Source organism: Actinacidiphila sp. bgisy167 (assembly GCF_965342175.1).
Classification (GTDB): Bacteria; Actinomycetota; Actinomycetes; order Streptomycetales; family Streptomycetaceae; genus Actinacidiphila.
The window spans coordinates 17,390-38,164 of sequence record NZ_CBDRBL010000017.1; the positions used below are offsets into that span (position 1 = coordinate 17,390).

Annotated in this window: 21 protein-coding genes and 2 pseudogenes; 12 read left to right on the top strand and 11 right to left on the bottom strand. The window is 73.7% G+C overall.

Annotated elements, in window-relative coordinates; genetic code table 11:
• Positions 1–14 precede the first annotated feature (14 nt).
• A complete protein-coding gene (locus ACRWND_RS09345) occupies positions 15–626 on the top strand; it encodes a flavin reductase family protein (protein ID WP_431947937.1) in 612 nt (203 codons plus the stop codon).
• 680 nt (positions 627–1,306) lie between these two features.
• Here the strand turns inward: ACRWND_RS09345 and ACRWND_RS09350 are convergent.
• Positions 1,307–2,332 (bottom strand): aldo/keto reductase, encoded by a 1,026-nt coding sequence (locus ACRWND_RS09350; protein WP_431947939.1) that lies wholly within the window; start codon positions 2,330–2,332, stop codon positions 1,307–1,309.
• 177 nt (positions 2,333–2,509) lie between these two features.
• Here ACRWND_RS09350 and ACRWND_RS09355 point away from each other — a divergent pair, with 177 nt between their 5' ends.
• Complete coding sequence (locus tag ACRWND_RS09355) at positions 2,510–3,073, top strand: TetR/AcrR family transcriptional regulator (protein WP_431947941.1); 564 nt, start codon at positions 2,510–2,512, stop codon at positions 3,071–3,073.
• A gap of 8 nt (positions 3,074–3,081) precedes the next feature.
• Here ACRWND_RS09355 and ACRWND_RS09360 read toward each other — a convergent pair whose 3' ends face one another.
• The 3 genes from ACRWND_RS09360 to ACRWND_RS09370 all read right to left on the bottom strand — a co-directional run bounded on the left by ACRWND_RS09360 (position 3,082) and on the right by ACRWND_RS09370 (position 5,964).
• The gene (locus ACRWND_RS09360; protein WP_431947943.1) at positions 3,082–3,771 is read right to left on the bottom strand and encodes a response regulator; all 690 of its coding nucleotides are present in this window, start codon (positions 3,769–3,771) and stop codon (positions 3,082–3,084) included.
• Positions 3,759–4,922 (bottom strand): sensor histidine kinase, encoded by a 1,164-nt coding sequence (locus tag ACRWND_RS09365; protein ID WP_431947945.1) that lies wholly within the window; start codon positions 4,920–4,922, stop codon positions 3,759–3,761. Before ACRWND_RS09365 ends, ACRWND_RS09360 begins: the two co-directional genes overlap by 13 nt.
• A 355-nt stretch (positions 4,923–5,277) precedes the next feature.
• The gene (locus tag ACRWND_RS09370) at positions 5,278–5,964 is read right to left on the bottom strand and encodes a TVP38/TMEM64 family protein (protein ID WP_431947947.1); all 687 of its coding nucleotides are present in this window, start codon (positions 5,962–5,964) and stop codon (positions 5,278–5,280) included.
• A gap of 56 nt (positions 5,965–6,020) precedes the next feature.
• Between ACRWND_RS09370 and ACRWND_RS09375 the strand changes: the two are divergent.
• Positions 6,021–6,267: pseudogene (locus ACRWND_RS09375) on the top strand (DNA alkylation repair protein); the annotation flags it as partial.
• A gap of 279 nt (positions 6,268–6,546) precedes the next feature.
• Entirely contained in the window at positions 6,547–7,341 is a 795-nt protein-coding gene (locus tag ACRWND_RS09380) for a spermidine synthase (RefSeq protein WP_431948073.1), read from the top strand.
• Here ACRWND_RS09380 and ACRWND_RS09385 read toward each other — a convergent pair.
• Positions 7,281–8,612 (bottom strand): MFS transporter, encoded by a 1,332-nt coding sequence (locus ACRWND_RS09385; RefSeq protein ID WP_431947949.1) that lies wholly within the window; start codon positions 8,610–8,612, stop codon positions 7,281–7,283. The two genes, ACRWND_RS09380 and ACRWND_RS09385, sit on opposite strands and share 61 nt — an antisense overlap.
• A 189-nt stretch (positions 8,613–8,801) precedes the next feature.
• Positions 8,802–9,794 (bottom strand): hypothetical protein, encoded by a 993-nt coding sequence (locus tag ACRWND_RS09390; RefSeq protein WP_431947951.1) that lies wholly within the window; start codon positions 9,792–9,794, stop codon positions 8,802–8,804.
• Between the two features lie 73 nt (positions 9,795–9,867).
• Between ACRWND_RS09390 and ACRWND_RS09395 the strand changes: the two genes are divergently transcribed.
• Positions 9,868–10,320 (top strand): DUF4442 domain-containing protein, encoded by a 453-nt coding sequence (locus ACRWND_RS09395; RefSeq protein WP_431947953.1) that lies wholly within the window; start codon positions 9,868–9,870, stop codon positions 10,318–10,320.
• 367 nt (positions 10,321–10,687) lie between these two features.
• On the top strand, positions 10,688–11,341 hold the full coding sequence (locus ACRWND_RS09400; RefSeq protein ID WP_431947955.1) for a DedA family protein: 654 nt from the start codon (positions 10,688–10,690) through the stop codon (positions 11,339–11,341).
• 97 nt (positions 11,342–11,438) lie between these two features.
• Here ACRWND_RS09400 and ACRWND_RS09405 read toward each other — a convergent pair whose 3' ends face one another.
• Positions 11,439–11,972, bottom strand: coding sequence for a gamma carbonic anhydrase family protein (locus ACRWND_RS09405; protein WP_431947957.1), 534 nt, complete (start codon positions 11,970–11,972; stop codon positions 11,439–11,441).
• A gap of 54 nt (positions 11,973–12,026) precedes the next feature.
• On the opposite strand from ACRWND_RS09405, the gene ACRWND_RS09410 reads away from it, so the two are divergent.
• The 5 genes and pseudogenes from ACRWND_RS09410 to ACRWND_RS09430 all read left to right on the top strand — a co-directional run bounded on the left by ACRWND_RS09410 (position 12,027) and on the right by ACRWND_RS09430 (position 16,099).
• On the top strand, positions 12,027–12,947 hold the full coding sequence (locus ACRWND_RS09410) for a pseudouridine-5'-phosphate glycosidase (RefSeq protein WP_431947959.1): 921 nt from the start codon (positions 12,027–12,029) through the stop codon (positions 12,945–12,947).
• A gap of 40 nt (positions 12,948–12,987) precedes the next feature.
• Entirely contained in the window at positions 12,988–13,764 is a 777-nt protein-coding gene (locus ACRWND_RS09415) for an acyltransferase (protein ID WP_431947961.1), read from the top strand.
• A 396-nt stretch (positions 13,765–14,160) separates the two neighbouring features.
• Complete coding sequence (locus ACRWND_RS09420; RefSeq protein WP_431947963.1) at positions 14,161–14,718, top strand: YbaK/EbsC family protein; 558 nt, start codon at positions 14,161–14,163, stop codon at positions 14,716–14,718.
• Positions 14,715–15,539: a GNAT family N-acetyltransferase gene (locus ACRWND_RS09425; protein WP_431947965.1), complete on the top strand. Its 825-nt coding sequence runs from the start codon at positions 14,715–14,717 to the stop codon at positions 15,537–15,539. The genes ACRWND_RS09420 and ACRWND_RS09425 overlap by 4 nt, the downstream gene beginning before the upstream one ends.
• Positions 15,540–15,602: 63 nt before the next feature.
• Positions 15,603–16,099 (top strand): annotated as a pseudogene (locus tag ACRWND_RS09430) (hypothetical protein).
• On the opposite strand, the gene ACRWND_RS09435 reads toward ACRWND_RS09430, so the two are convergent.
• A complete protein-coding gene (locus tag ACRWND_RS09435; protein ID WP_431947967.1) occupies positions 16,096–16,503 on the bottom strand; it encodes a CoA-binding protein in 408 nt (135 codons plus the stop codon). The pseudogene ACRWND_RS09430 and the gene ACRWND_RS09435 sit on opposite strands and share 4 nt — an antisense overlap.
• 192 nt (positions 16,504–16,695) lie before the next feature.
• Between ACRWND_RS09435 and ACRWND_RS09440 the strand changes: the two genes are divergently transcribed.
• Positions 16,696–16,929 carry a hypothetical protein gene (locus tag ACRWND_RS09440; protein WP_431947969.1) on the top strand — a complete coding sequence of 78 codons (234 nt, stop codon included), beginning with the start codon at positions 16,696–16,698 and terminating at the stop codon, positions 16,927–16,929.
• Positions 16,930–17,427: 498 nt separating this feature from the next.
• Here the strand turns inward: ACRWND_RS09440 and ACRWND_RS09445 are convergent, their stop codons facing one another.
• From ACRWND_RS09445 to ACRWND_RS09455, 3 genes are read right to left on the bottom strand one after another with little or no spacing between them, the layout of a single operon-like run.
• Positions 17,428–18,663: an iron-containing alcohol dehydrogenase gene (locus ACRWND_RS09445; RefSeq protein WP_431947970.1), complete on the bottom strand. Its 1,236-nt coding sequence runs from the start codon at positions 18,661–18,663 to the stop codon at positions 17,428–17,430.
• Between the two features lies 1 nt (position 18,664).
• A complete protein-coding gene (locus ACRWND_RS09450) occupies positions 18,665–19,141 on the bottom strand; it encodes an Ldh family oxidoreductase (RefSeq protein WP_431947972.1) in 477 nt (158 codons plus the stop codon).
• Positions 19,138–20,598 (bottom strand): NAD-dependent succinate-semialdehyde dehydrogenase, encoded by a 1,461-nt coding sequence (locus tag ACRWND_RS09455; RefSeq protein ID WP_431947974.1) that lies wholly within the window; start codon positions 20,596–20,598, stop codon positions 19,138–19,140. The genes ACRWND_RS09450 and ACRWND_RS09455 overlap by 4 nt, the downstream gene beginning before the upstream one ends.
• Positions 20,599–20,775 lie beyond the last annotated feature (177 nt).

The following is a 20,775-nucleotide window of genomic DNA, read 5'->3' on the forward strand; positions in this document are numbered from 1 at the left end:
GGATACTGGCGATCATGCGTATCGACTTCGATCCCGAGGCCATGGGCCGCAACCCCTTCTACAAGCTCCTGACCTCGGTGGTCGTCCCGCGCCCCATCGCGTGGGTCTCGACGCTCAGCGAGTCGGGGACGGCCAACCTCGCACCGCACTCCTTCTTCACCGTCGCCTGCGTCAGCCCGCCCGTCGTGCAGTTCACCTCGGTGGGGCGGAAGGACTCGCTGCGCAACATCGAGAAGACCCGGCAGTTCGTGGTCAACCTCGCGCCCGAGCACCTCTTCGAGCAGATCAACGCCACCGGCACGGACTTCCCCGGCGACGTCAGCGAGTTCGACGCGGTCGGCATCGCCCGCGAGCCCAGCCGCGCGGTCAAGCCGCCCCGCGTCGCCGCCTCGCCCGTCGCCCTTGAGTGCGAACTGCACAGCACCGTGACCCTCGGCGACTCGACCGTGGTCTTCGGCCGCGTCGTCCACGCCGCCGTATCCGAGGCCGCGCTGGTCGACGGGCACCCCGATGTCCGCAAGCTGCGCCCGTTGGCCCGCCTCGGCAAGGACGAATGGGGTACCACGGGCGAGGTCCTGGAGATCTCCCGTATCCGCTACGCCGACTGGCCGGGTGCGAGGGGGTAGCGCGCCGAGGGCGGCCGCGGTGTCGCGGAGCGCGCGGGCGTGTGGGCGCAGGCCGGCACCCTGACGTCGTCGCTGCCCGGGCCCCGCCGGTCGGCGGGCTGCGGGACCACCGCCCGGAGCCTGTGTCGCCCGTCATCGCCGGTCCGCCGGCCGAACACCGTCGCGCGGCGCCGAACGCGATCCGCAGCAGGACACCACCTCGGCGGCCGCCGCCAGCCGGGCCTGATCGCGCCGTGATCAGGTCCGGCTCCCGCTCGCCCATCCACCGCCCGCCCGGCCCGGCTCCTCCAGGACCCGCGCTCGTCCGGCCTTCAGCGGTAGCCGCATCGTCCTTCTCGGGCCGCAGCACCGCCGGCCGCCACTCCCGTGAGCCACGGTGCGCTCGGTGCCGCCCCACCCTCCGCCGACTGACGGCCGCGCCGCGCCGCACGCCGCCTTGGTCCCGACGTCTCGTCCGGGCCTCGTGCCGTCGACCGGGCACGGGCCTTGTCCCGCGATGTGTCGCCGAAACGGCATGAAGCTTCGCCGGAGCGTCCTGCCGCAGGACATCGTGGGCTCGCGCACCGAGGACCGCGGACGCTCTCGAGTCGGCCTCCGGCAGGACGGCGCCGCAACCGGCGTCGTCGCGCATCCGGCCCTGGCCCGGCCCGGGCTCCCTGCCAGGACCGGGCCGGTGGGTGTCAGACGCTGCGGCGACGCAGCGAAGGGTCGAGGAGGGCGGGCGGGGTGTCGAACTTCTCGTGCGGGGCGAGGTCGAGGCCGGGGGCGACGATCTCGTCGATCGCGTCGAGCACGTCCGCGGAGAGCACGGTGTCCGCGGCTGCGAGGTGGGCCCTCAGGTGCTCCGGGGTACGGGGGCCGATGATCGCGGCGGTGACGGCGGGGTGCGCCGTCACGAAGCCGAGGGCGAGCTGGACCATGGTCAGGCCCGCCTCGGCGGCGAGCGCCGCCAGCTTCTCCACCGCCTCGAGCCTGGCCCGGTTCGCGGGGAGCGCGGTGTCGAAGCGCTCGGGCATGAACGCCGAGCGGCTGGTGGTGATCTCCCGGCCCTCACGGATCGCGCCGGACAGCCAGCCCGAGGCCAGCGGGCTCCACGCCAGGACACCGAGGCCGTACTCCTGCGTCACCGGCAGCACATGGGACTCGGCGCCGCGCTGGAGGATGGAGTAGCCCGGCTGCTCGGTGGCGTAGCGGCCGAGGCGGTGCTCCCGGGCGGCCCACTGGGCCTGCACGATCCGGTACGCGGGGAAGGTGGAGGAGCCGAAGTAGCGGATCTTGCCCGCCCGTTGCAGATCGGTCAGGGCCGCCAGGGTCTCGTCGTCGCCGGTGGCCGGGTCCCACCGGTGGATCTGGTAGAGGTCGACGTGGTCGACGCCCAGTCGGCGAAGGCTGTCCTCCAGGGCCGTGACCAGCCAGCGGCGCGAACCGCCGCGGTGGTTGCGCTCGTCGCCCATCGGCAGGCCCGCCTTGGTGGCCAGCACGACGTCGTCGCGGCGGCCAGCGAGCGCCCTGCCGACCATCTCCTCCGACTCGCCGGCGCTGTACACGTCGGCGGTGTCGATGACGTTGATCCCGGCCTCGAGGGCCTGGTCGACGAGGGCGGTGGCCTCGTCCTGGGTGGTGCGCCCGATGCGGCCGAAGTTCATCGCGCCGAGCGCGAGGGAACTGACCCGCACACCGGTGCGGCCCAAAGTGCGGTACTGCACGGCTGTGTTCTCCCTGATGAGGGTGGGTGGTGTGGGACGGGCCTGCGTGGCGCAGGCGCGACGCGTTGGTTCCGCGTGGCGAGCCCTGGCATGATGGGTCAAACGGAACCTCGTTCCGGCAACGATACGGAACGAGGTTCCGTTTTGACAAGGGTGCGTCGCGGAGGGAGCGGCACAGTGGTGGAGCGGGCCAGGCGGGCGGACGCCCGGCGCAACGAGGAGAGCCTGCTCGAGGCGGCTGCCGCGGCCTTCGTCGCCTCGGGCGTGGAGGCCCCGGTGCGCGACATCGCCGCCCGGGCAGGTGTGGGGACGGGCACGATCTACCGCCACTTCCCGACCCGGGCCGATCTGATCATCGCCGTCTACCGGCACCAGGTCGAGGCCTGCGCCGAGGCCGGACCCGCGCTGCTGGCGGGCAGCGCGAGCCCGCACGCCGCGCTGGCGCGATGGGTGGAGCTCTTCGTCGACTTCCTGGTGACCAAGCACGGGCTCGCCGCCGTGCTGCGCTCCGACAACGCGGGCTTCGAGGCGCTGCACGCCTACTTCCTCGACCGCCTCCTGCCCGTCTGCGCCGAACTGCTGGCCGCCGCCGCGGCGTCGGGCGAGATCCGGTCGGACGTGGAGGCCTACGGGTTCATGCGCGGTGTCGGCAACCTCTGCATCGGTGCGGACAGCGATCCCCGCTACGACGCGCGCCGCCTGGTCGGGCTCCTCGTCGACGGCCTGCGCCTGGCGGACTGACCCAGCCGTCAGGCGAGGCCGGCCCGGTACACCACGAGGGCGATCTGCACTCGGTTGTTCAGCCCGAGCTTGGTGAGGATGTGGGACACGTGCGCCTTCACCGTCGGGACGCTCATGTACAACGACGCCGAGATCTCGGCGTTGGTGCTGCCCTGCGCCACCGCCAGCGCCACCTCCCGCTCCCGCGGCCCCAGGAGCCCGAGCAGCCGCTCCGCCTCACCGCGGTCGTCGGGCCGCCCAGCGGGGCTGTCATCGGCGGCGGTGCCGTCGGCCGCGGTGACGGCGCCGATCAGCTGTTTGACGGCGGCCGGCGAGAGGACCGGCTCGCCCGCCGCGATGTTGCGCACCGCGGCGACGATCTGGGCGGGGGGCGTGTGCTTGAGGACGTAGCCCGCCGCACCGGCCCGCAGCGCCTCCAGGACGTAGCCGTCCGTCGTGAAGGTGGTCAGGATCAGCACCTCGGGCGGGCGGGTCCCGCGCCGTAGTTCCGCTGTGGCGCGCAGGCCGTCCATCCGCGGCATCCGGATGTCCATCAGGACCAGGTCGGGCCGGTGCGCGTCGACCAGGGGCAGGACCTCCGTACCGTCCGCCGCCTCCGCGACCACCTCGATGTCCTCAGCGCCGGAGAGCATCATGCGCAGCCCGGAGCGCACCAGCGGGTCGTCGTCCACGATCAGGACGCGGGTCACCTGTTCCATGGCAGCCAGATCTCGAGGCCGAAGTCGGTCGCGGTACTGGTACGGCGCATACGGCCGCCGGCCAGCGTGGCCCTCTCGTCCATCCCGACGAGGCCCTGGCCGCCACCCCCGCGACGCGCGGTGCGTTCCGGCCGCACGTGGTTGCGGGCCGTGATGGTCAGTCCGTCACGGGGCCCGCCGGTCAGCGACAGCCGCAGCGGGCCGTCCGCCGGTGCGTGCTTGCGGTGGTTGGTGAGGGCTTCCTGCAGGATGCGGTACGCGGCGCGGCCCGTGGCCGGGTCCATGGTGGTCAGGTCCGCCGTCTCTCGCCGCAGCTCGACGGTGGCGCCGGCCGCGCGCGACTCCTCGACCAGCCGGTCCAGGTCGGCCACGGAGGGCTGCGGCGGCTCGGCGTGCGGGGCGACGGTGGGGGTGCGCAGGACGCGCAGCACGTCCTGGAGGTCCTCCAGGGCCTGCCCGGCGCTCTGCCGGATCACCCCCGCGGCCTCGGCGACCTGGGCCGGTGACGCGCCCGGATGGAACTCCAGCGCCCCCGCGTGGACGCTGAGCAGGGTCAGCCGGTGGGCCAGCACGTCGTGCATCTCCCGGGCGATCTCCTCCCGGGTGTGCCGGCGGACCTGTTCGGCCCGCAGGTCCGCGTCCCGCTCCGCCCGCACGGCGCGATCCCGTACGTACAGGCCCCAGCCGACGGTGGTGCCCACGAGCGCCACGGCGGCGACGGTCGCGCTGAAGGTGAGGGCGCCTGCGTATCTGGGGACCAGGAACTGCGCCGCCACCGGCAGCAGCGCCAGGCCGGCGACCCGGAGCGTCGTCCGCAGGGGCCGGTGGGCGGCCACGGTGAACAGGGCCACCTGCAGCGGTGCGGCCACGGGCCAGACCACCGCCAGCGCCGCGAGGACCAGGGTCAGCACGACCGGATGGCGTCGGCGCCAGAACAGGGCCACGCAGGCCAGCAGGGGGATCGGGGAGATCTGGAGCAGCCGGCCGGCCGGCAGCAGGCTGAGGAAGGCCCGGCTGGACGCCTGCGGGTACACATACAGGCCCAGCCCCTCGAGCTGTGTGACGAAGAACGTCACCGCGGCGGCGCCTGCCACCACACCCGCGTCCACCAGCCGGGGATGCCCCCGCAAGGCCCGTCTCACGTCGATCACGCCCGCAACCGTAAACGCGGGGCCCGGCACGCGACAAAAAACAGGGACCGCCCCGGCGGACTTCTATACCAAAGTATGCGGAGGCCCGGCGCGTGCCGTTGAAGGACCGGGGAAGCCACACCCCGTGGACGGATTTCGGGATTCCCCGCCGCGGAATCCATTGCCTTCCACGGTGGTGTCGCCGGGAACGCGCCGTGCATTGACCCGGGCCCGATTCCCGCGCCTGTGCGGGGAATGCGCCGCTGCCCTCGGGCGGCTCTCCGCGCGACGAACACGTCGCGCCACGTTTCCGTCCCGCCGCGGAGAGCGGCGGGACAGGGCGGACGGGAAGAAGGGGCGGGCGGCGGTGGCGCGGTCAGCGCCTGCGGCGGGAGCGCGCTGTGGCGACGACGGCGGCGAGCCCGGTGACCGCGATGAAACCCATCGCGAGGAGGAAGACCGGGGACGTCGGCGTCGTGGCGCGGCTGCCGGCGAGGACGTAGGCCCCCGTGTTGGGCACGCTGCCCAGCGCCGTGGCCAGCAGGAAAGGCGCCAGCCGCATCCGTGAGAGCGCCGCGCTGTAATTGGCCGCAGCGAAGGGCACACCCGGGAAGAGACGCATCGCCAGCATCGTGCGGAAGCCGTGCTCGCTGAGCTGGCGATCGGCGGCGAGCAGCACCCGTCCGCGGAGCAGCGGGCGCAGCGCGTCCCGCCCGAGGAGCCGGCCGAGGACGAAGGCGAGTCCGGCGCCGAGCACCGTGCCGGCGAGAGCCGAGGGCAGACCCGCCTGGGCGCCGAAGAGCGCTCCGGCCCCCACGTTGAGCAGCGGGCGCGGTACGAAGGCGAGGGCGCAGAGCCCGTAGCCCGCGGCGAAGAGCACCACGGCCGCGGCACCCGTGAGCTGCGCGGGCCAGCCGTGGGCGAGCAGCCGCTGCGGCTCCCAGACCAGCACCGCGGCGGCGGCTCCGAACAGGAGGGCGACCAGCAGAGCCAGTCGGGCCCACGACGCCGCTCGTGGACGAGGGCGGGAGAGGATGGCTGCCTCGGACATGACCTCGGACATTCCGCGAGCCTAGCGGAGGAGGACGGCGCTCCGGTGCCGCCGCCTACCGTGGGGCCATGGCCGCCGCTGCCCCGGTCGTGCCGGGCAGCGCTCTCGCCGACCTCGTGCTGCCTCGGCTGACCACGGCGTACGGCTTCGCCGCCGACCCGGAGCGGGCCCGCCCCGGCGGCCGCGTACATGCGGGACGCGTTCCCCTTCCTCGGCATCGCCGCGCCCGCCCGCCGTGCCCTGTCCCGCACCGTGCTCGCGGGCACGCCGCGCCCGGACGACGCCGACCGCGCGGCCGTCGCACTGCGCTGCTGGGCCTCCCGGGCTCGGTTTCGCGATCCGCGAGGGCGGCCGCACGTGGGCGCGGGCACGGTGACGGCGCTCGCCGACTGAGCCCCGCCGACTGAGCCCCGCCGGGTCAGGACGGCCGATGGGCCCCGCCCAGTGAGCCCGCCGGGTGAGCACGGGCGGGGTGAGCGCGGGGGTCCGGGGGTTCGCCCCTCAGGCCTCCGCGTGTGCTGGGAGAATCGCCGTGTGGAGGACGACGGACGCATACCCGTGGCGCAGGACGTGGACTTCGGCGCGGCCCGGCTCATGCCGGACGTGGACCGGCCCGCGGGCTGGCTGCTCACGGTCGACGGGGCACCGCAGTCGTATGTGGACCTCGACGACCCGACCCACCTGGAGTTCGAGTACGCGCGCCGCCTCGCCTACGTGCTGGACGAGGCCGCGCCCGGGGGCGCGCCGCTGGACGTCGTCCACCTGGGCGGCGGCGCCCTGACCCTGCCCCGCTACACCGCCGCGACCCGGCCCGGCTCGCGGCAGCGCGTCGTGGAGGCCGACCGGGCGCTGGCCGCACTCGTCGCCGCACGGCTGCCGCTCGGCCGAGGCGGCGAGTCCGTGGCGATCACCACGGACGACGCCCGCGCCTGGCTCGAGGGCGCCCCGGACGCGTCGGCGGACGTCGTCGTCGCCGACGTGTTCGGCGGTTCGCGGGTGCCGGCGCACCTGGCCTCGTACGAGTTCGTCTCCGAGGCGGCCCGGGTCCTGCGCCCCGGTGGGCTGTACCTGGCGAACCTCGCGGACTCGGCGCCCTTCGACTTCCTGCGGCCGCAGATCGCGGGCCTGCGCGCGCTGTTCGGCCACGTGTGCCTGATCGCCGAACCCGCGGTCCTGCGGGGCCGCCGCTTCGGGAACACCGTGCTCGCCGCGAGCCGTGCCCCGCTGCCGGTGGACCGCCTCGCGCGGCGCACCGCGTCCGACGCCTTCCCCGCACGGGTGGTGGACGGCGACGCGCTGGAGGTGTTCGGACGGGGCGCGCGGCCGGTCTACGACACCGACGCGGTGCCCTCGCCGATCCCGCCCGAGGGCTCCTTCGGCGTCGGCTGACCGCCCCGCGCGACCGTCCGGCCGCCCTCGGGCTCGTCCACCCGGCGCAGCCGGCGTACCTCGGGCAGGGTGAGCACCCCGCCGGTGAGCAGCACCGTCAGTCCCGCGCAGCCCCACAGCGCCCCGTACAGGCCGAAGGTGTCCGCGGCAGGTCCGGCCAGGGCCGCGCCGATCGGGATCATGGAGACGGAGCCGAACCAGTCGTAGGCCGCGACGCGGGAGAGCTTGTCCTCGGGGATCTCCTGGTGCAGCGCCATCATCCAGGCCACGCCGAACACCTCGATCGACATGCCGGCGACCAGCATCGCCCCTGCCAGCAGCGGCACCGGGAGCGCCAGGGCGAGCGCGGCGGCGGGCAGCGAGAACGGGAAGACGCAGAGCACACCGGCGAGCAGCATGCGGCGCGGCCGCCAGCGCAGCATCAGCAGCCCGCCCAGCAGGTTCCCGGCGCCGAACGCGGCCAGTGCGGCGCCCCACGGCCCGGCGCCGCCGAGGTGCTCCCGGGCGACAAGCGGCCCGTACACCGATTCGGCGGCTGTGATCACGGCGTTGACGACGGAGAACTGCACGACGATGCCCCACAGCCAGCGCCGTGAGGCGACCTCCCGCCAGCCGTCGCGCAGATCGCCCAGCAGGCTGCCGCGCCGCTCCGCGGGGTCGCGCAGCGCCGCGGGGGACACTCGGAGCAGGGCGCGCAGCCCGGCCGCGACCGCGAAGCACGTGGCGTCCACCGCCAGCACCCAGCCCGGCCCCGCGAAGGCGACCAGCGCTCCGGCGAGCGCGGCGCCGCCGACGTTCGCGCCGTTGACGCCCAGCCGGAACACGGCGAAGGCACGGCTCGCGTGGGCGGATTCGACGGTCGACAGCAGCATGCCCTCGTTGGCGGGGGCGAAGAAGGCCTGCCCGGTGCCGCCCAGCGCGGAGAGCACGGCCATGTGCCAGATCTCGGCCCGGCCGGTCAGCACCAGTACGGCGAACAGGCCCTGTGAGACGGCGTTGAGGCAGTTGGCCGCGACCATCACCCGGTGTCTCGGCAGCCGGTCGGCGACGGCGCCGCCTATGAGGAGGAAGACGACCAGCGGCACCGTGCGCGCGGCGGCCACCAGCCCGATGTCCGTACCGCCGCCGCCGGCCTGCAGCACGGCGAAGGCCGAGGCGACCATGGCGCCCGAGGCGCCGAGCCCGGTCACGAAGGCGGAGGCGGCGAGGAGCCGGAAGTTGCGGCCGGCCCAGTCGGGGAAGCGCGGCCGCAGGGAGATGTCGGGTTTCACCCGGGGACTATCGTCACCGCGCCGCTGTTTGGCAAACCGTTTTCGGCTGGTGTCGGGGCCGGCGGCGGGCCGGTGTCGCCGCCGGCGGCCGTGGTGCGCCGCGGTGAGCCGCGGTGAGCCGAGTCGAGCCCGTCGGCCCTGCCGGGCCGGGCCGGACGGAGTGCTGCCGGCCCGCCCCGATCGCCGGCCTCAGCCGACCAGCCGGACGCTGTCGCGGATCTTCGCCACCGTCCCGGCGTCGAGCGCGCCCTCGTAGCCGCTGTCCACGACCAGGAGCCAGGAGCGGACCTCCTTGTCCTTGCCGAGGAAGGTGAAGCTGTACGAGGTGCCGTCGGCCGCGCACTCGCCCTTCATCCCGGTCGCGCGCGTGGAGCCCACCCAGCCGTGCACGCCCTGCGCGTTGGTGTAGGCGCGGGGGGCGGCCTCGGTGAGTTCGCTGCCGCCGGCCTTGTTGTACTTGCCGTACGCCCAGTTGTACGCCACGTTGGCGGCCTCGGACTTCAGGCTCTCGGCGCCCTTGCCGCCCTTCACGCCCGCCAGCGCGCGCTCCTCGCGGCCGCACCACTTCTCGTCGAGGACGGACGCGCCGCCGGTGACGAGGCGGTTGTCGTCCCACTCGTAGCCGATGAGCAGGTCTCGCGGCTTGACCGTCCAGCCCTTCGGGACGTCGTAGGCGACGCCCATGTCCCCGCGCACGACGGTCTGCCAGCCGGGCACCACCGGGGTGACGGCGGCCTCGCCGGGGTTGCCGCGGGCGTCGTCCGGGCCGGGGCGGTCGTCCTCGCTCGCCGTGGGGGAGGGCGAGGGGGCGGGCGAGTCCGGGGAGCTCGCGGAGGCGGTCGGCGAGCCGCCGGCGGTCGGCGCCGTCCGCGGGAGCCTGCCGTCGTCGGTGAGCTTGACCGCGACCATCACCCCCGCGGCGACGACCGCGGCCGCGGCCACCGCCGCGACCGCTGTCACCGCACCCCGCGGCCCGCGGGGCGGTGTCGGTCCGCCCGGGCCCGGCGGCGGTCCCCACGCCTGCGTCGGCTGCTGGTGGTAGGCGGGGTGCTGCTGCGGCTGGTACGGCGAAGCCTGCGGCCGGTACGGGGAGGGCTGCTGCTGGCGCCCCCACGGGGGCTGGTTCTGCGGGGGCTGCTGCGGATGCTGCGGTCCCCCCGGCTGCTGCTGTCCTGGCCACATGCCTCGAAACCCTAGGGGTTGAGCGGACACGATTCCATGGCCATGGTGATTACCAGCTGGTAACCTCCGGCCCATGGCCACGAACCAGTCCCAGATAGGCGCGCTCATGGCGGCCACCGTGCCGATGGCCGCCACCCTCGGCATCGAGTTTCTGGAGACCACCGCGGAGCATGCCGTGGTCCGTCTTCCGGACCAGCCCGCGTACCACAACCACATCGGCGGCCCCCACGCCGGCGCGATGTTCACCCTGGCGGAGACCGCGAGCGGCGCCGTCGTCCTCGCCGCCTTCGCCGACCGGCTCTCCCATGCCGTACCCCTCGCCGTCCGTGCCGAGATCGGCTACCGGAAGCTCGCCATGGGCCCGGTCACCGCCACCGCCCGGCTCGGGCGTACCGCCGCCGACGTCCTCGCCGAACTCGAGGCGGGCCAACGCCCGGAGTTCCCCGTCACCGTCGCCATCCAGCGCGAGGACGGCGCGGTCACGGGCGAGATGTCCATCGTCTGGACCCTCCGCCCCCGCGCCTGAGCGAGATCCCCCCGTGGCGCCGGGAAGCGGCCGCGGACCGGGCGGGAACCGCTGGGAACGGGGGCGCGGTTGGGCTCCGAGACGGTCGAATCCTCCTGAACCCGAGTGAATCCTCCCGAACCTGCCCGAAAACGCCCGTCTCGGCGCCGACTCGGCGGCAGGCGCGACGAGGACCGCGCGCCTCGGCGCGAGCAGTGCGGCCGCAGCCGCCGTCTGTGACCTCCGCCAGGCGGCCCCGGCCGCTGTCGCGTTGCCCGGGGCGGAGCCGCATGCGGTGGAACGAAGGGCGGGCCGGGTCGGCTACGCTGCAACGACGTGCGCGCACGTGCGCGACGACCCATCCGACCGCCTAGGGGAGGAAGCGGCCTTGCACGTCCAGGAGTGGCTCGGCACGATCCCGCCGATCAGCGTCTACCTGCTGGTGGGCCTGGTGATCGGTTTGGAGAGCCTGGGCATCCCGCTGCCGGGCGAGATCATCCTCGTCAGTTCGGCCCTGCTGGCCTCCCAAGGGCACGTGGAACCCTGGGTGGTCGGCGTCTGCGCCTCGGCCGGGGCGATCGTGGGCGACTCCATCGGCTACGCCATCGGCCGCCGCGGCGGGCGGCCGCTGCTGGACCGGCTGGGGCGGCGCTTCCCCAAGCACTTCTCGCCGGCGCACATCGCGACCGCCGAGGCGTCGTTCACCCGCTGGGGCATGTGGGCGGTGTTCTTCGGGCGCTTCGTCGCGCTGCTGCGGATCTTCGCCGGCCCGCTCTCCGGGGTGCTGAAGATGCCGTACTGGAAGTTCCTCACCGCCAATGTGCTCGGCGGCGTCGTGTGGGCGGGCGGCACCACGGCCGTCATCTACTACGTGGGCATCGTCGCGGAGCCATGGCTCAAGCGCTTCTCCTGGCTCGGTCTGGTCGCCGCCGTGCTGGTCGGAGTCGGCTCGTTCGTCGTCGTGCGCCGCCGGGCGGCGGCAGCGGCCAAGGCCCACGAGGCCGCCCCGGAGGCGGAGGCCGTGGCGGCGGCCGCCGACTGAGCCCGGTCCGGCCGCGAGGCCCGCTCCGCGGCCGCGGGGGCCGGTCCGGCGTTCCGGGCCGGTCGGTCCCACCCGTCCCGCGGGTGTTCCCGCGGATTCAGTCCCGGGCGAAGGCGGCTCGGTGGGAGCCCGCGAGCCGGACGTAGTGCGCGGCGTTGGCCCGCACCGTCTCGCGCTCCTCGGCGGTCAGCTCACGGCGTACCCTCGCCGGTGCACCCGCCACCAGCGACCCCGGAGGCACCCGCATCCCCTGCGGGACGAGGGCGCCCGCCGCGACGAGCGAGCCGCTGCCGATGTGCGCGCCGTTGAGGACGGTCGCGCCCATGCCGACCAGCACGTCGTCCTCCACGACGCAGCCGTGCAGCACCGCGTTGTGGCCCACCGTGACGCCCGCGCCGATCACGGCCGGGAACCCCGGGTCGGCGTGCACCGTGCAGTTGTCCTGGACGTTGCTGCCCTCGCCGACGCTGATCGCCTCGCAGTCGCCGCGCAGCACGGCGTGGTACCAGACGCTCGCGCCGGCCGCCATCGTCACGTCGCCCAGCACCACCGAGGTCGGCGCGGTGAAGGCGGCGGGGTCGACCCGAGGGGTGCGTCCGGCGACGTCAGCGATCAGAGCTCTCTCCGGCATGGGGATCACGGTAGCCGTGATTGCGCCGATCACGGGGCGGGTAGCGCGTACTGCGTGCTGACGTTCTCCGACGAAGTGATCCTCGCGCTGGAAACCGGTGCCCCGGTCGTCGCACTGGAGTCGACGATCATCTCCCATGGCCTGCCGCGCCCCCGCAACCACGAGGTGGCGCTGGAGCTCGAGGCCCTCGTGCGCGAGGCGGGCGCCGTCCCCGCGACGATCGCGGTGCTGGACGGAGCGCCCTGCATCGGGCTCACCGCGAAGGGGCTGGAGCGGATCGCAGGTGACGAGGGGATGCGCAAGCTCGGCCACCGCGACCTGCCCGTCGCGGTCGCCACCGGCGCGAGCGGCGCCACCACCGTCTCCGCCACGGCCTTCCTCGCGGCCCGCGCCGGACTGCGGGTGTTCGCGACCGGCGGCCTGGGCGGAGTGCACCGCGGCTGGACGGAGGAGCAGGACGAATCCGCCGACCTGCGGCTGCTCGCCGGCACCCGGATCACCGTGGTGTGCGCCGGCGTGAAGTCCATCCTCGACGTGCCCGCCACCCTGCAGCGCCTGGAGACCCTCGGCGTCACCGTGATCGGCTACGACACCACGCGGTTCCCGGGCTTCTACCTCAGCCGCTCCGGGCAGCCGGTCGACTGGACGGTCCGGACGCCCGACGAGGCCGCCTGCGTCATGGCCGCCCAGGACGACCTCGGCGGCCCGCCCTCCGCGGTGATCCTCGCCAACCCCGTGCCGGAGCACGAGCAGCTCGACCCGGCCCTGCACGACCGGGTGCTGACGGAGGCACTGGCCGCCGCCGCACGCGAAGGCGTCACCGGCCAGGCGGTCACCCCGTACCTCCTCGGGCACCTGGTCCGGCACACCGGCGGGGCGAGTCTGGAGGCGAACCTCGCCGCCGTGCGCGGCAACGTCCGTCTCGCCGCGCAGGTGGCCGTCGCCTGGGCGGAACGCGGCGCACGTCACATCTGATCCTCGCGCCGCGCTCCGGCGCCCTCGGTACGGTGAGCGGGTGCCGAAGAACGAGAACGTGTTCTCCTCCGTGGCGGCCTGCCGCCGCCGCGCCGTCTCACACCTGGTGCACCGCGGCTGGCGCTGGGTCCAGGACGCGGGAGCCGTCTCGGCCGACCGTCCCGGCCCGCTGCGCTTCGGCCGGATCGGCGCGGGGACCCGGCTCGCGTTCCCGCAGGGGACGATCTTCGGCGAGGAATGGATCCACCTCGGCGAGTGCTGCATCATCGGCGAACAGGTCACCCTGACAGCCGGGATGATGCCCGGCCTCGACCTCGGCCCCGACCCCGTCGTCCGGCTCGGCAACGGCGTCGTCCTCGGCCGCGGCAGCCACGTCATCGCCTCCCGGCCCGTCGTGTTCGGCGACGACGTCTACTGCGGGCCGTATGTGTACGTCACCAGCGACAACCACTCCTACGACGACCCGCACGAGCCCATCGGCCGCCAGTGGCCGCGTTCGGCGCCCGTCGAGATCGGCTCCGGGAGCTGGCTCGGCGCGGGAGCGGTGATCCTGCCGGGGGCGCGGATCGGGCGGAACGCGGTGGTCGCGGCGGGGGCCATCGTGCGGGGAGAGGTCCCCGCCCACTCGGTGGTGGCCGGCGCGCCCGCGCGGGTCGTCCGCCGCTGGACGGCGGAGCGGGGTTGGGAGCCGCCCCTGCGGACGCCGGCGCCGCGGCCCGTGCCCTCCGGCGCGACGCATCAGCAACTGGCCGCGCTCGCGGGACTCGACCCGGAACTCCGCGCGGGGCTGGAGGACAAACTCGGCTCCGAGGCCTGAGCGTTCCGGGCCCCGCGTGGGCGCTTGCCGAAACGGCATGGAACCTTGCCACCCGCCCGCGGCCGGGGCGATCGTGCCGCCATGGACGAGGACATCGGCGGCGCCCGCGCGGGCAACGGAAGCAACGACAGCAACGGCCGCGTCCGGCACGGCGACGGGCGGCCACGCCCGCATGACGGAACGGCAGGTGACCACTCGAGGGCCTCGCCTCCGCACGCCGCGGACGGCAACGCACGTGGCCGCGACGGCGGGCCGAGCCGCCCTGCCGCCGCCGGACCACGGTGCCTCACCGCCCAGCGCAGGCGGCGCCCTGCACGGCGCGGACGAGCCGCCCGGGCCGCCCCGCCACCTGGGACGGTCCGTCGCCGACACCCGGGGTTTGTTAGCGTTCCGGACATGCACGCACCCATCGGCACCTTCACCGACGTCCACGCCGCAGTGGACCGGCTCGACCTGTTGCCGGCCCCGGTCGCCGCCGCACTGACCGCCTGGAGCGGGCAGGTGCCGGTGGAGGATCTGCTGCTGGTCGACACCGACCCCGAGAAGGCCGACACCGCCGTTTTCACCGAGACGTACGGGGTCGCGCTGGAGCAGTCCGCCAACTGCGTGGTCGTCGCGGGCAAGCGAGGCGAGCAGGTGACGCTCGCCGCCTGTGTCGTGCTCGCCACGACGCGGACCGACGTGAACGGCCTCGTGCGGCGCCACCTCGGCGTCCGCAAGGCCTCCTTCGCGCCGATGGACACCGCCGTGGGCGAGAGCGGCATGGAGTACGGCGGCATCACCCCGATCGGGCTGCCCGCCGACTGGCCGCTGCTCGTGGACGCGTCGGTCGCGGACGCCCCGTACGTGATCGTCGGCAGTGGCCGGCGGCGCGGGAAACTGCTCGTGCCCGGCAAGGCGCTGGCGTCGCTGCCCGGCGCCGAAGTGCTCGAAGGTCTGGGGCTGCCGGCGTGAAGGAACTCCTCGACCGTCTGGAGCGCTACTACGACGCCGTGCCGCGGGCGGGCGCCCGCGCCGAGGAGCACGGCCCGCTCACCCTCTTCGTGCGCGAGGGCATCGGCTGGCCCTTCTACGCGCGCCCGGGGCTGGACGCGGACGGCGGCAGCGTCAGCCGGGCCGACGTGGACCGGGTGCGGGCCCGCCAGCGGGAACTGGGCGTGCCCGAGTGCTTCGAGTGGATCGCGGAGACCAGCCCCGCACTGCGGGCGGCGGCGCAGGAGTCCGGCCTCGCCGTACACGAGCATCCGCTGATGGTGCTCGATCCGCTCGCCCCGGCCCCGCAGGAGGCGGAGCTCCCCGAGGGCGTCAGCGTGCGGCTGCTCGGGCCCGGCGATCCGGCGCTGCCGAGCGCGCTCACCGTCCCGCACCTGGCATTCGCGCAGCCCGGCACGGCGATCGGCGCCGCGGGGCGGGCCGAACTCGACGCCGTGCTCCCGCTGCACGCCGCACCGGCCCTCGTGGCCGCCGCCGAGGACCGCGTGCGGGCCGGGCTCACCGTCCACGCCGCGGCCGTCGAGGACGGCCTGGCGCTGTGCGCGGGCCAGTACAACCCTGTGGGCGGGGTGTGCGAGATCGTCGGAGTGGGCACCCTGCCCGGCGCCCGCCGCCGCGGCCTGGCCCTCGCCGTCACCGGCGCGCTCGTCGCGGACGCCCGTGAACGCGGGCTGACCACGGTGTTCCTTGCGGCCGGTGACGAGGACGTCGCCCGGATCTACGCCCGGCTCGGCTTCCGGCGGATCGGCACCGCCCTCATCGCGGAGCTTCCCGTCCCCTGACCTCGTGACGTCCCCGACCGGCTCGTCCTCGACCTGGCCTTGGAAAAGGACGACTTCGCCGCCGTGTGCTGGACCGCCGTGCGCGTCGGAGACCTCCTGCGGGAGCTTGGGCCGGGCTCCGCCGTGATGACCACCGGCTCGCGCGGTCTGCACGTCGTCGCGCCGCTGATCCGCGGCCCGGACTTCGATGTCGCACGGGACTTCGCCCGGCGGGTGTCCGCCGTGCCGGCCGCCGCCACCCGGACCGGCTCACCACCGCGGTCCGCAAGGCAGCCCGCCGCGGCCGGCTCTACCCGGACGTCCAGCGCAATGCGTACGCCCAGACCTCCGTCGCCCCCTGCGCCGTGCGCGCGCCCCCACGCCCCGGTCGCCACGCCCCTGCACTGGGCCGAACCCGACGACCCCGCCCTCCGCCCCGCCGCTGGACCCTGCGCACCATCCCCGACCGCCTCGACGAGGACGGCGACCCCTGGAAGGAGCTCGGCGTGTGCCGCCGCGCCCTCGGCCCCACGCTGCGGCGGCTGGCGGAACTGGAGGAGCTGGAGGAGCCCGGAAGCTAGCCCAGGCGCGGGATCTCGATCGCCGGGCAGCGGTCCATGACCATGTCGACGCCGGCGGCGCGAGTGCGCTCGTAGGCGGCTTCGTCGATGACGCCGAGCTGGAACCAGACCGCGTTGGCGCCGACGGCGACCGCCTCGTCGGCGATGTGCCCGGCGAGATCGTTGTTGACGAATACGTCGACGACGTCAACCTTGAACGGAATGGATGCCAGGGACGGGTAGCCCCTTTCCCCGTGCACCGTCTCGGCCTTGGGATGAACTGGAACGATCCTCTTGCCGTAGCGCTGCAGGACGGCCGCGACTCCATGGGCGGCTCGTCGCTGGTTCGAGGACAAGCCGACGACAGCCCAGGTGTCGCCGCTTTGAGTGAGGATCTTGCGGATCGTCTCTGGGGTGCCGTACACGCTCTGCCTCCTGAGGCCGTGACTCGTCTGCCAGAGCTTCCAACCGGTACTGCCGTGGTGGGATTCCCTCTTCCGCCGCCGGCGTCCCGGACCCGCCCTCGCGGGGCCCCGGCCAGGCGGGAACGCCGTTCCTGCGGCGCGGGCGCGAAGGGGCAGCGCGAGTACGACCGCGCTGCCGTCCAGTTGCGCCCGGTGGCCGAGTACGACCACCACGACGGCGTGTTGATGCGTCGGCGGTGGGCGCCGCCACGGCGCAGCCTGAGCCGGCCGCACGGGATCGCCGTTCAGCGCTGGGCTCGATGCGGCGCCTTGGAGGCGGCCTTGGAGTACAGCCTGTGGGTGCGGGGCAAGAACGGCCGGCTCCAGCATCGATCGGACATGCCGGCCGACCGCTTCTTTGACCATGACGAGTACCGCCGCAGATGACGGTGTGAGGCGATGTGAGGCTGCCGGTCGTCGCGGCTGTTGCCGGGGTTCCCGTGGGCTCGGGAGAGCAGTTGCTGCAGTCCGTCGGGGTGGCGTGGCCGACGTGTGCGGCAAGGTGCCGGCTGTTCTTGCGGGCCACCGGGGCGAACAGTCCGCGTACGTGGTCCCGCATGCGGCGGCGTGATTCGACGCGGCTGAAGTGGTGCCCGATGGGATGGTGGTGAAGAGGTGGTCCAGGTCGCGGTCCCAGGTCTCGGCCGCCTGGTCGGTGATCACGACGCGAGGCTTCCCCGGCCGGGACGACTTCGCCGTCGTGGGCACTCCTGCGAGGGGCGAGCGGGCAGAAGCCGTCCGTGACGGCATCCTGCCCGCTACACTCCCACCACTCGACGTTTCCCCAGGTCAAGCCGCGAATACCGCTGGAGTACTAAGTCATGGCCGACAATTCCGATACCCAGGGTGGTGCAGGGAACTCGTCGTCATGTGAAAGGCCCGCCACTATTTCTGCTCCGCAGTCAGGACGTGTCGGGTCCGGTCCCCGATCCAGGCCGCTTCGAGGATCGCGGTCAGACTGGCGGGGTCGGTCGGGCCTGGATGGTTCTGGATCAAGCGGGTGACGCCACTGGCCATCTCCGCGAAGCGCGGGAGGTCGGCGCGCGCCACGCCGATGTCCGCCAAGGTGGCCGGGATGCCGATGCCGGCAAGGAGCCCGTCGAGCCAGGTGAGGAACGTATCTGCGGCCTCGGCATCCGAGGCGTCGGTCACGTCGAGCCCGCACACCCCGGCGAGGATGGCCAACCGGTCGCCGATGGCATCCCTGGCCGCGTCCAGCGCGTAGGGCAGCAGCAGCCCGACCCCCAGGCCGTGCGGTGTGTGGGTGGCTGCGCCGATGGGGTACTGGAGGGCGTGCGGAGCCGCGTTGCCTGCGTGGGAGAACGCGAGCCCGGCCAGCATGGACCCATAGGACATGTCCGCGCGCGCGTCCTTGTCGCCTCCGTCCCTGACGACACGGGGCAAGCTGCGGGCGATCCGCTTCGCGGCCAGGAGCGCGTAGTGATCGGTGATCGGGTTGCGGCCGAGGAAGACCTGCTCCACCGGGTCGAGCGGTCCGTGGGCCCGGGGTCGCGCGGTGTAGCTCTCCACCGCGTGACACAACGCGTCGATGCCGGAGTGGGCAGTGACGGTCGCAGGGCAGGTATAGGTGAGCTCGGGGTCGACGATGGCGAAGTCGGGCACGATGTGGACGCTGGAGACCCCCACCTTCAGCTCGCGGTCCGGGTCGGTCAACACCGAGACGGGCGTGAGCTCGGAGCCGGTGCCTGACGTCGTCGGGACCGCGACGAGAGGAATCGTCGGCCCCGGCACCCTCGACTCGCCGTAGAAGTCGCGCGGCGTCCCACCATGGCGCCGGATGACGCCGACGATTTTGGCGAGGTCGATCACCGTGCCACCCCCGATGGCGAGGATCACGTCGGCGTCCACCTCTGCGGCGACCGAGACGGCCAGGGCGACATCGGTGAGTGGCACGTCCGGAGTCGCGTCGGCGAACACCCCGACGACGTCGACCTTCTCCCGCACGGCGGCCACGATCTCGGCCACGCCCGGCTGCCCCAGAAGAACCCGGTCGGTCACGACGAGGACTCGCGAGCCACACTCGGCCACCACTCGTGGGATGTTCTGCGCGACCCCTTCGCCCACGATCAGCTGGCGTGGTCCGCGGACGGTCTCAAGCATGTCAGTGCCTCTCTGGAACGTCGGCGGTGATGTGCGGGGCGGGCGTCCAGGTCACCCGCGAGACCGGGACGGCGTCGGCTGCCGGGGGGCGCAGGCACGCGCCGGGCTCCCGGATAAGGTGACCGGGCGCCCTCGGGTCCATCGCGATGAAGACGTCGCCCCTGCTGGGCGGGTCAGTCGGGTCGAGGGTCCCGCGGACATCGTTGCCAAGGGCGGTACGAGTCAAGGTCGCGACCAGCACCTCGATCATGAGCGCGAGGGCGTGGCCTCTGGGACCGCCGAAAGGGCTGATCGCCCCCTCCACCGCCGCGGCCGCGTCTGTGGCGCGCACACCGGCGGAGTCGACGACGTCCCCCGGTGCCGGCGGATTCGTGCCGACCATGGCCCGGGTCCCGCCCCACGGGTGGAGGCCGGTCAGGTCGTGTGCGCACAGGGCGCGGTGATCCCCGGCGGGCACCCGGAGCAGCAAACCGGTCACGGCAGGTCGATCGCCGCGTAGGTGACGTCGAGGTACTCAAGGATGCCCTCGTGCGACCCCTCTTTGCCGATCCCGGACTGCTTCACGCCTCCGAACGGAGCTGACGGGTCCGAGATCAGACCACGGTTGATGCCGACCATCCCCGTCTCCAACCCCTCGGTGAACCGGAGCGCCCGCTGGAGGTCACGGGTGAAGACGTATCCGGCCAGGCCGTGCTCGGTGTTGTTGGCCTTCGCCATCACCTCGTCGTCGGACGTGAACGAGATGATCGGCGCCACCGGTCCGAAGATCTCCGTCTGCAGGATCCGCGCGTCTTCGGGCACGTCGACCAGGACCGTAGGCGGGTAGAAGTGGCCCGGCCCATCCGGACGCTCGCCGCCCACCACGACACGGGCGCCGCGATCGACCGCGTCGGCGACGAGCTCGTCGATCTTGGTGACCGAGGCCTCGTCGATCAACGGCCCGACGTCCACGCCGTCGTCGAGACCATGGCCCACCGAGAGCGCGCCCATCCGCTCGGCGAGGCGCGCCGTGAACTCCTCGCGCACCGGCTCCTCGACGTAGATCCGGTTGGCCGCGATGCAGGACTCCCCGATGTTGCGCATCTTGGCCACCATGGCACCGTCGAGCGCGACGTCCATGTCCGCGTCGGCACACACGATCAAGGCCGCGTTGCCGCCCAGTTCCATGGAGGTGCGCAGCACGTTGTCCGCCGCCTGTCGCAGCAGCACGCGCCCGACCTCGGTCGACCCGGTGAACGAGAGCTTGCGGGTCCGACGGTCGGCCAGCAGTGCTGAGACCACCTCGCCGGCACGCTTGGTCGTCACGACGTTGACGACGCCCGGGGGAACGCCGACCTCCTCCATGATGCGGGCCAGGAACAGCATGGTGAGTGGCGTCTGGGCTGCCGGCTTGGTGATCGTCGTGCAACCCGCCGCCAGCGCAGGAGCGATCTTGCGTGCACCCATGGCCAACGGAAAGTTCCAGGGCGTCACGAAGACGCACGGTCCGACCGGCTTCGGCACGGTGAGGATGCGGTATCCACCAGTGGGAGCGGTGTTGTAGCGCCCCTCGACGCGCACCGCCTCCTCGGCGAACCAACGGAAGAACTCGGCGCCGTAGGCCACCTCTCCCCGAGCCTCGGCGAGCGGCTTGCCCATCTCGAGCGTTATCAGCCGGGCGATCTCCTCGGATCGCTCGGTCAGTGCCCGGTACGTCGCGGTCAACAACTCCGACCGTTTTCGCGGCGGTGTCGCCGCCCAACCCGCCATTGCCTTGCTCGCCGCGTCCAGAGCGGCGAGCCCGTCGACGACGTCGGCGTCCGACACCTCGGCGATGGTCTTGCCGGTGGCCGGATCCTCGACGACAAAGGTGGCTCCGCCGGCGGCGTCGCGCCAGGCGTCGCCCATCCGGAGCCGCCGGTGCTCGGGGGCCAGGACGTTCATCGGATCACTCATAGCGTCGCCTCCTGTGATGTTCTCGGTGGTGTCCTGCGTGACCTCGGCGATCGCGCCACGCGCGTGGACGAACGGGTCGCACGACCTCGTCGGGGCCGAGGTCGCCGAGCGGGTCGAACGTGCCTCGGCCCCGGCTGCAGGGCGGCGCCCCCCGCCACCGACCGCCTTCTCGGGCCA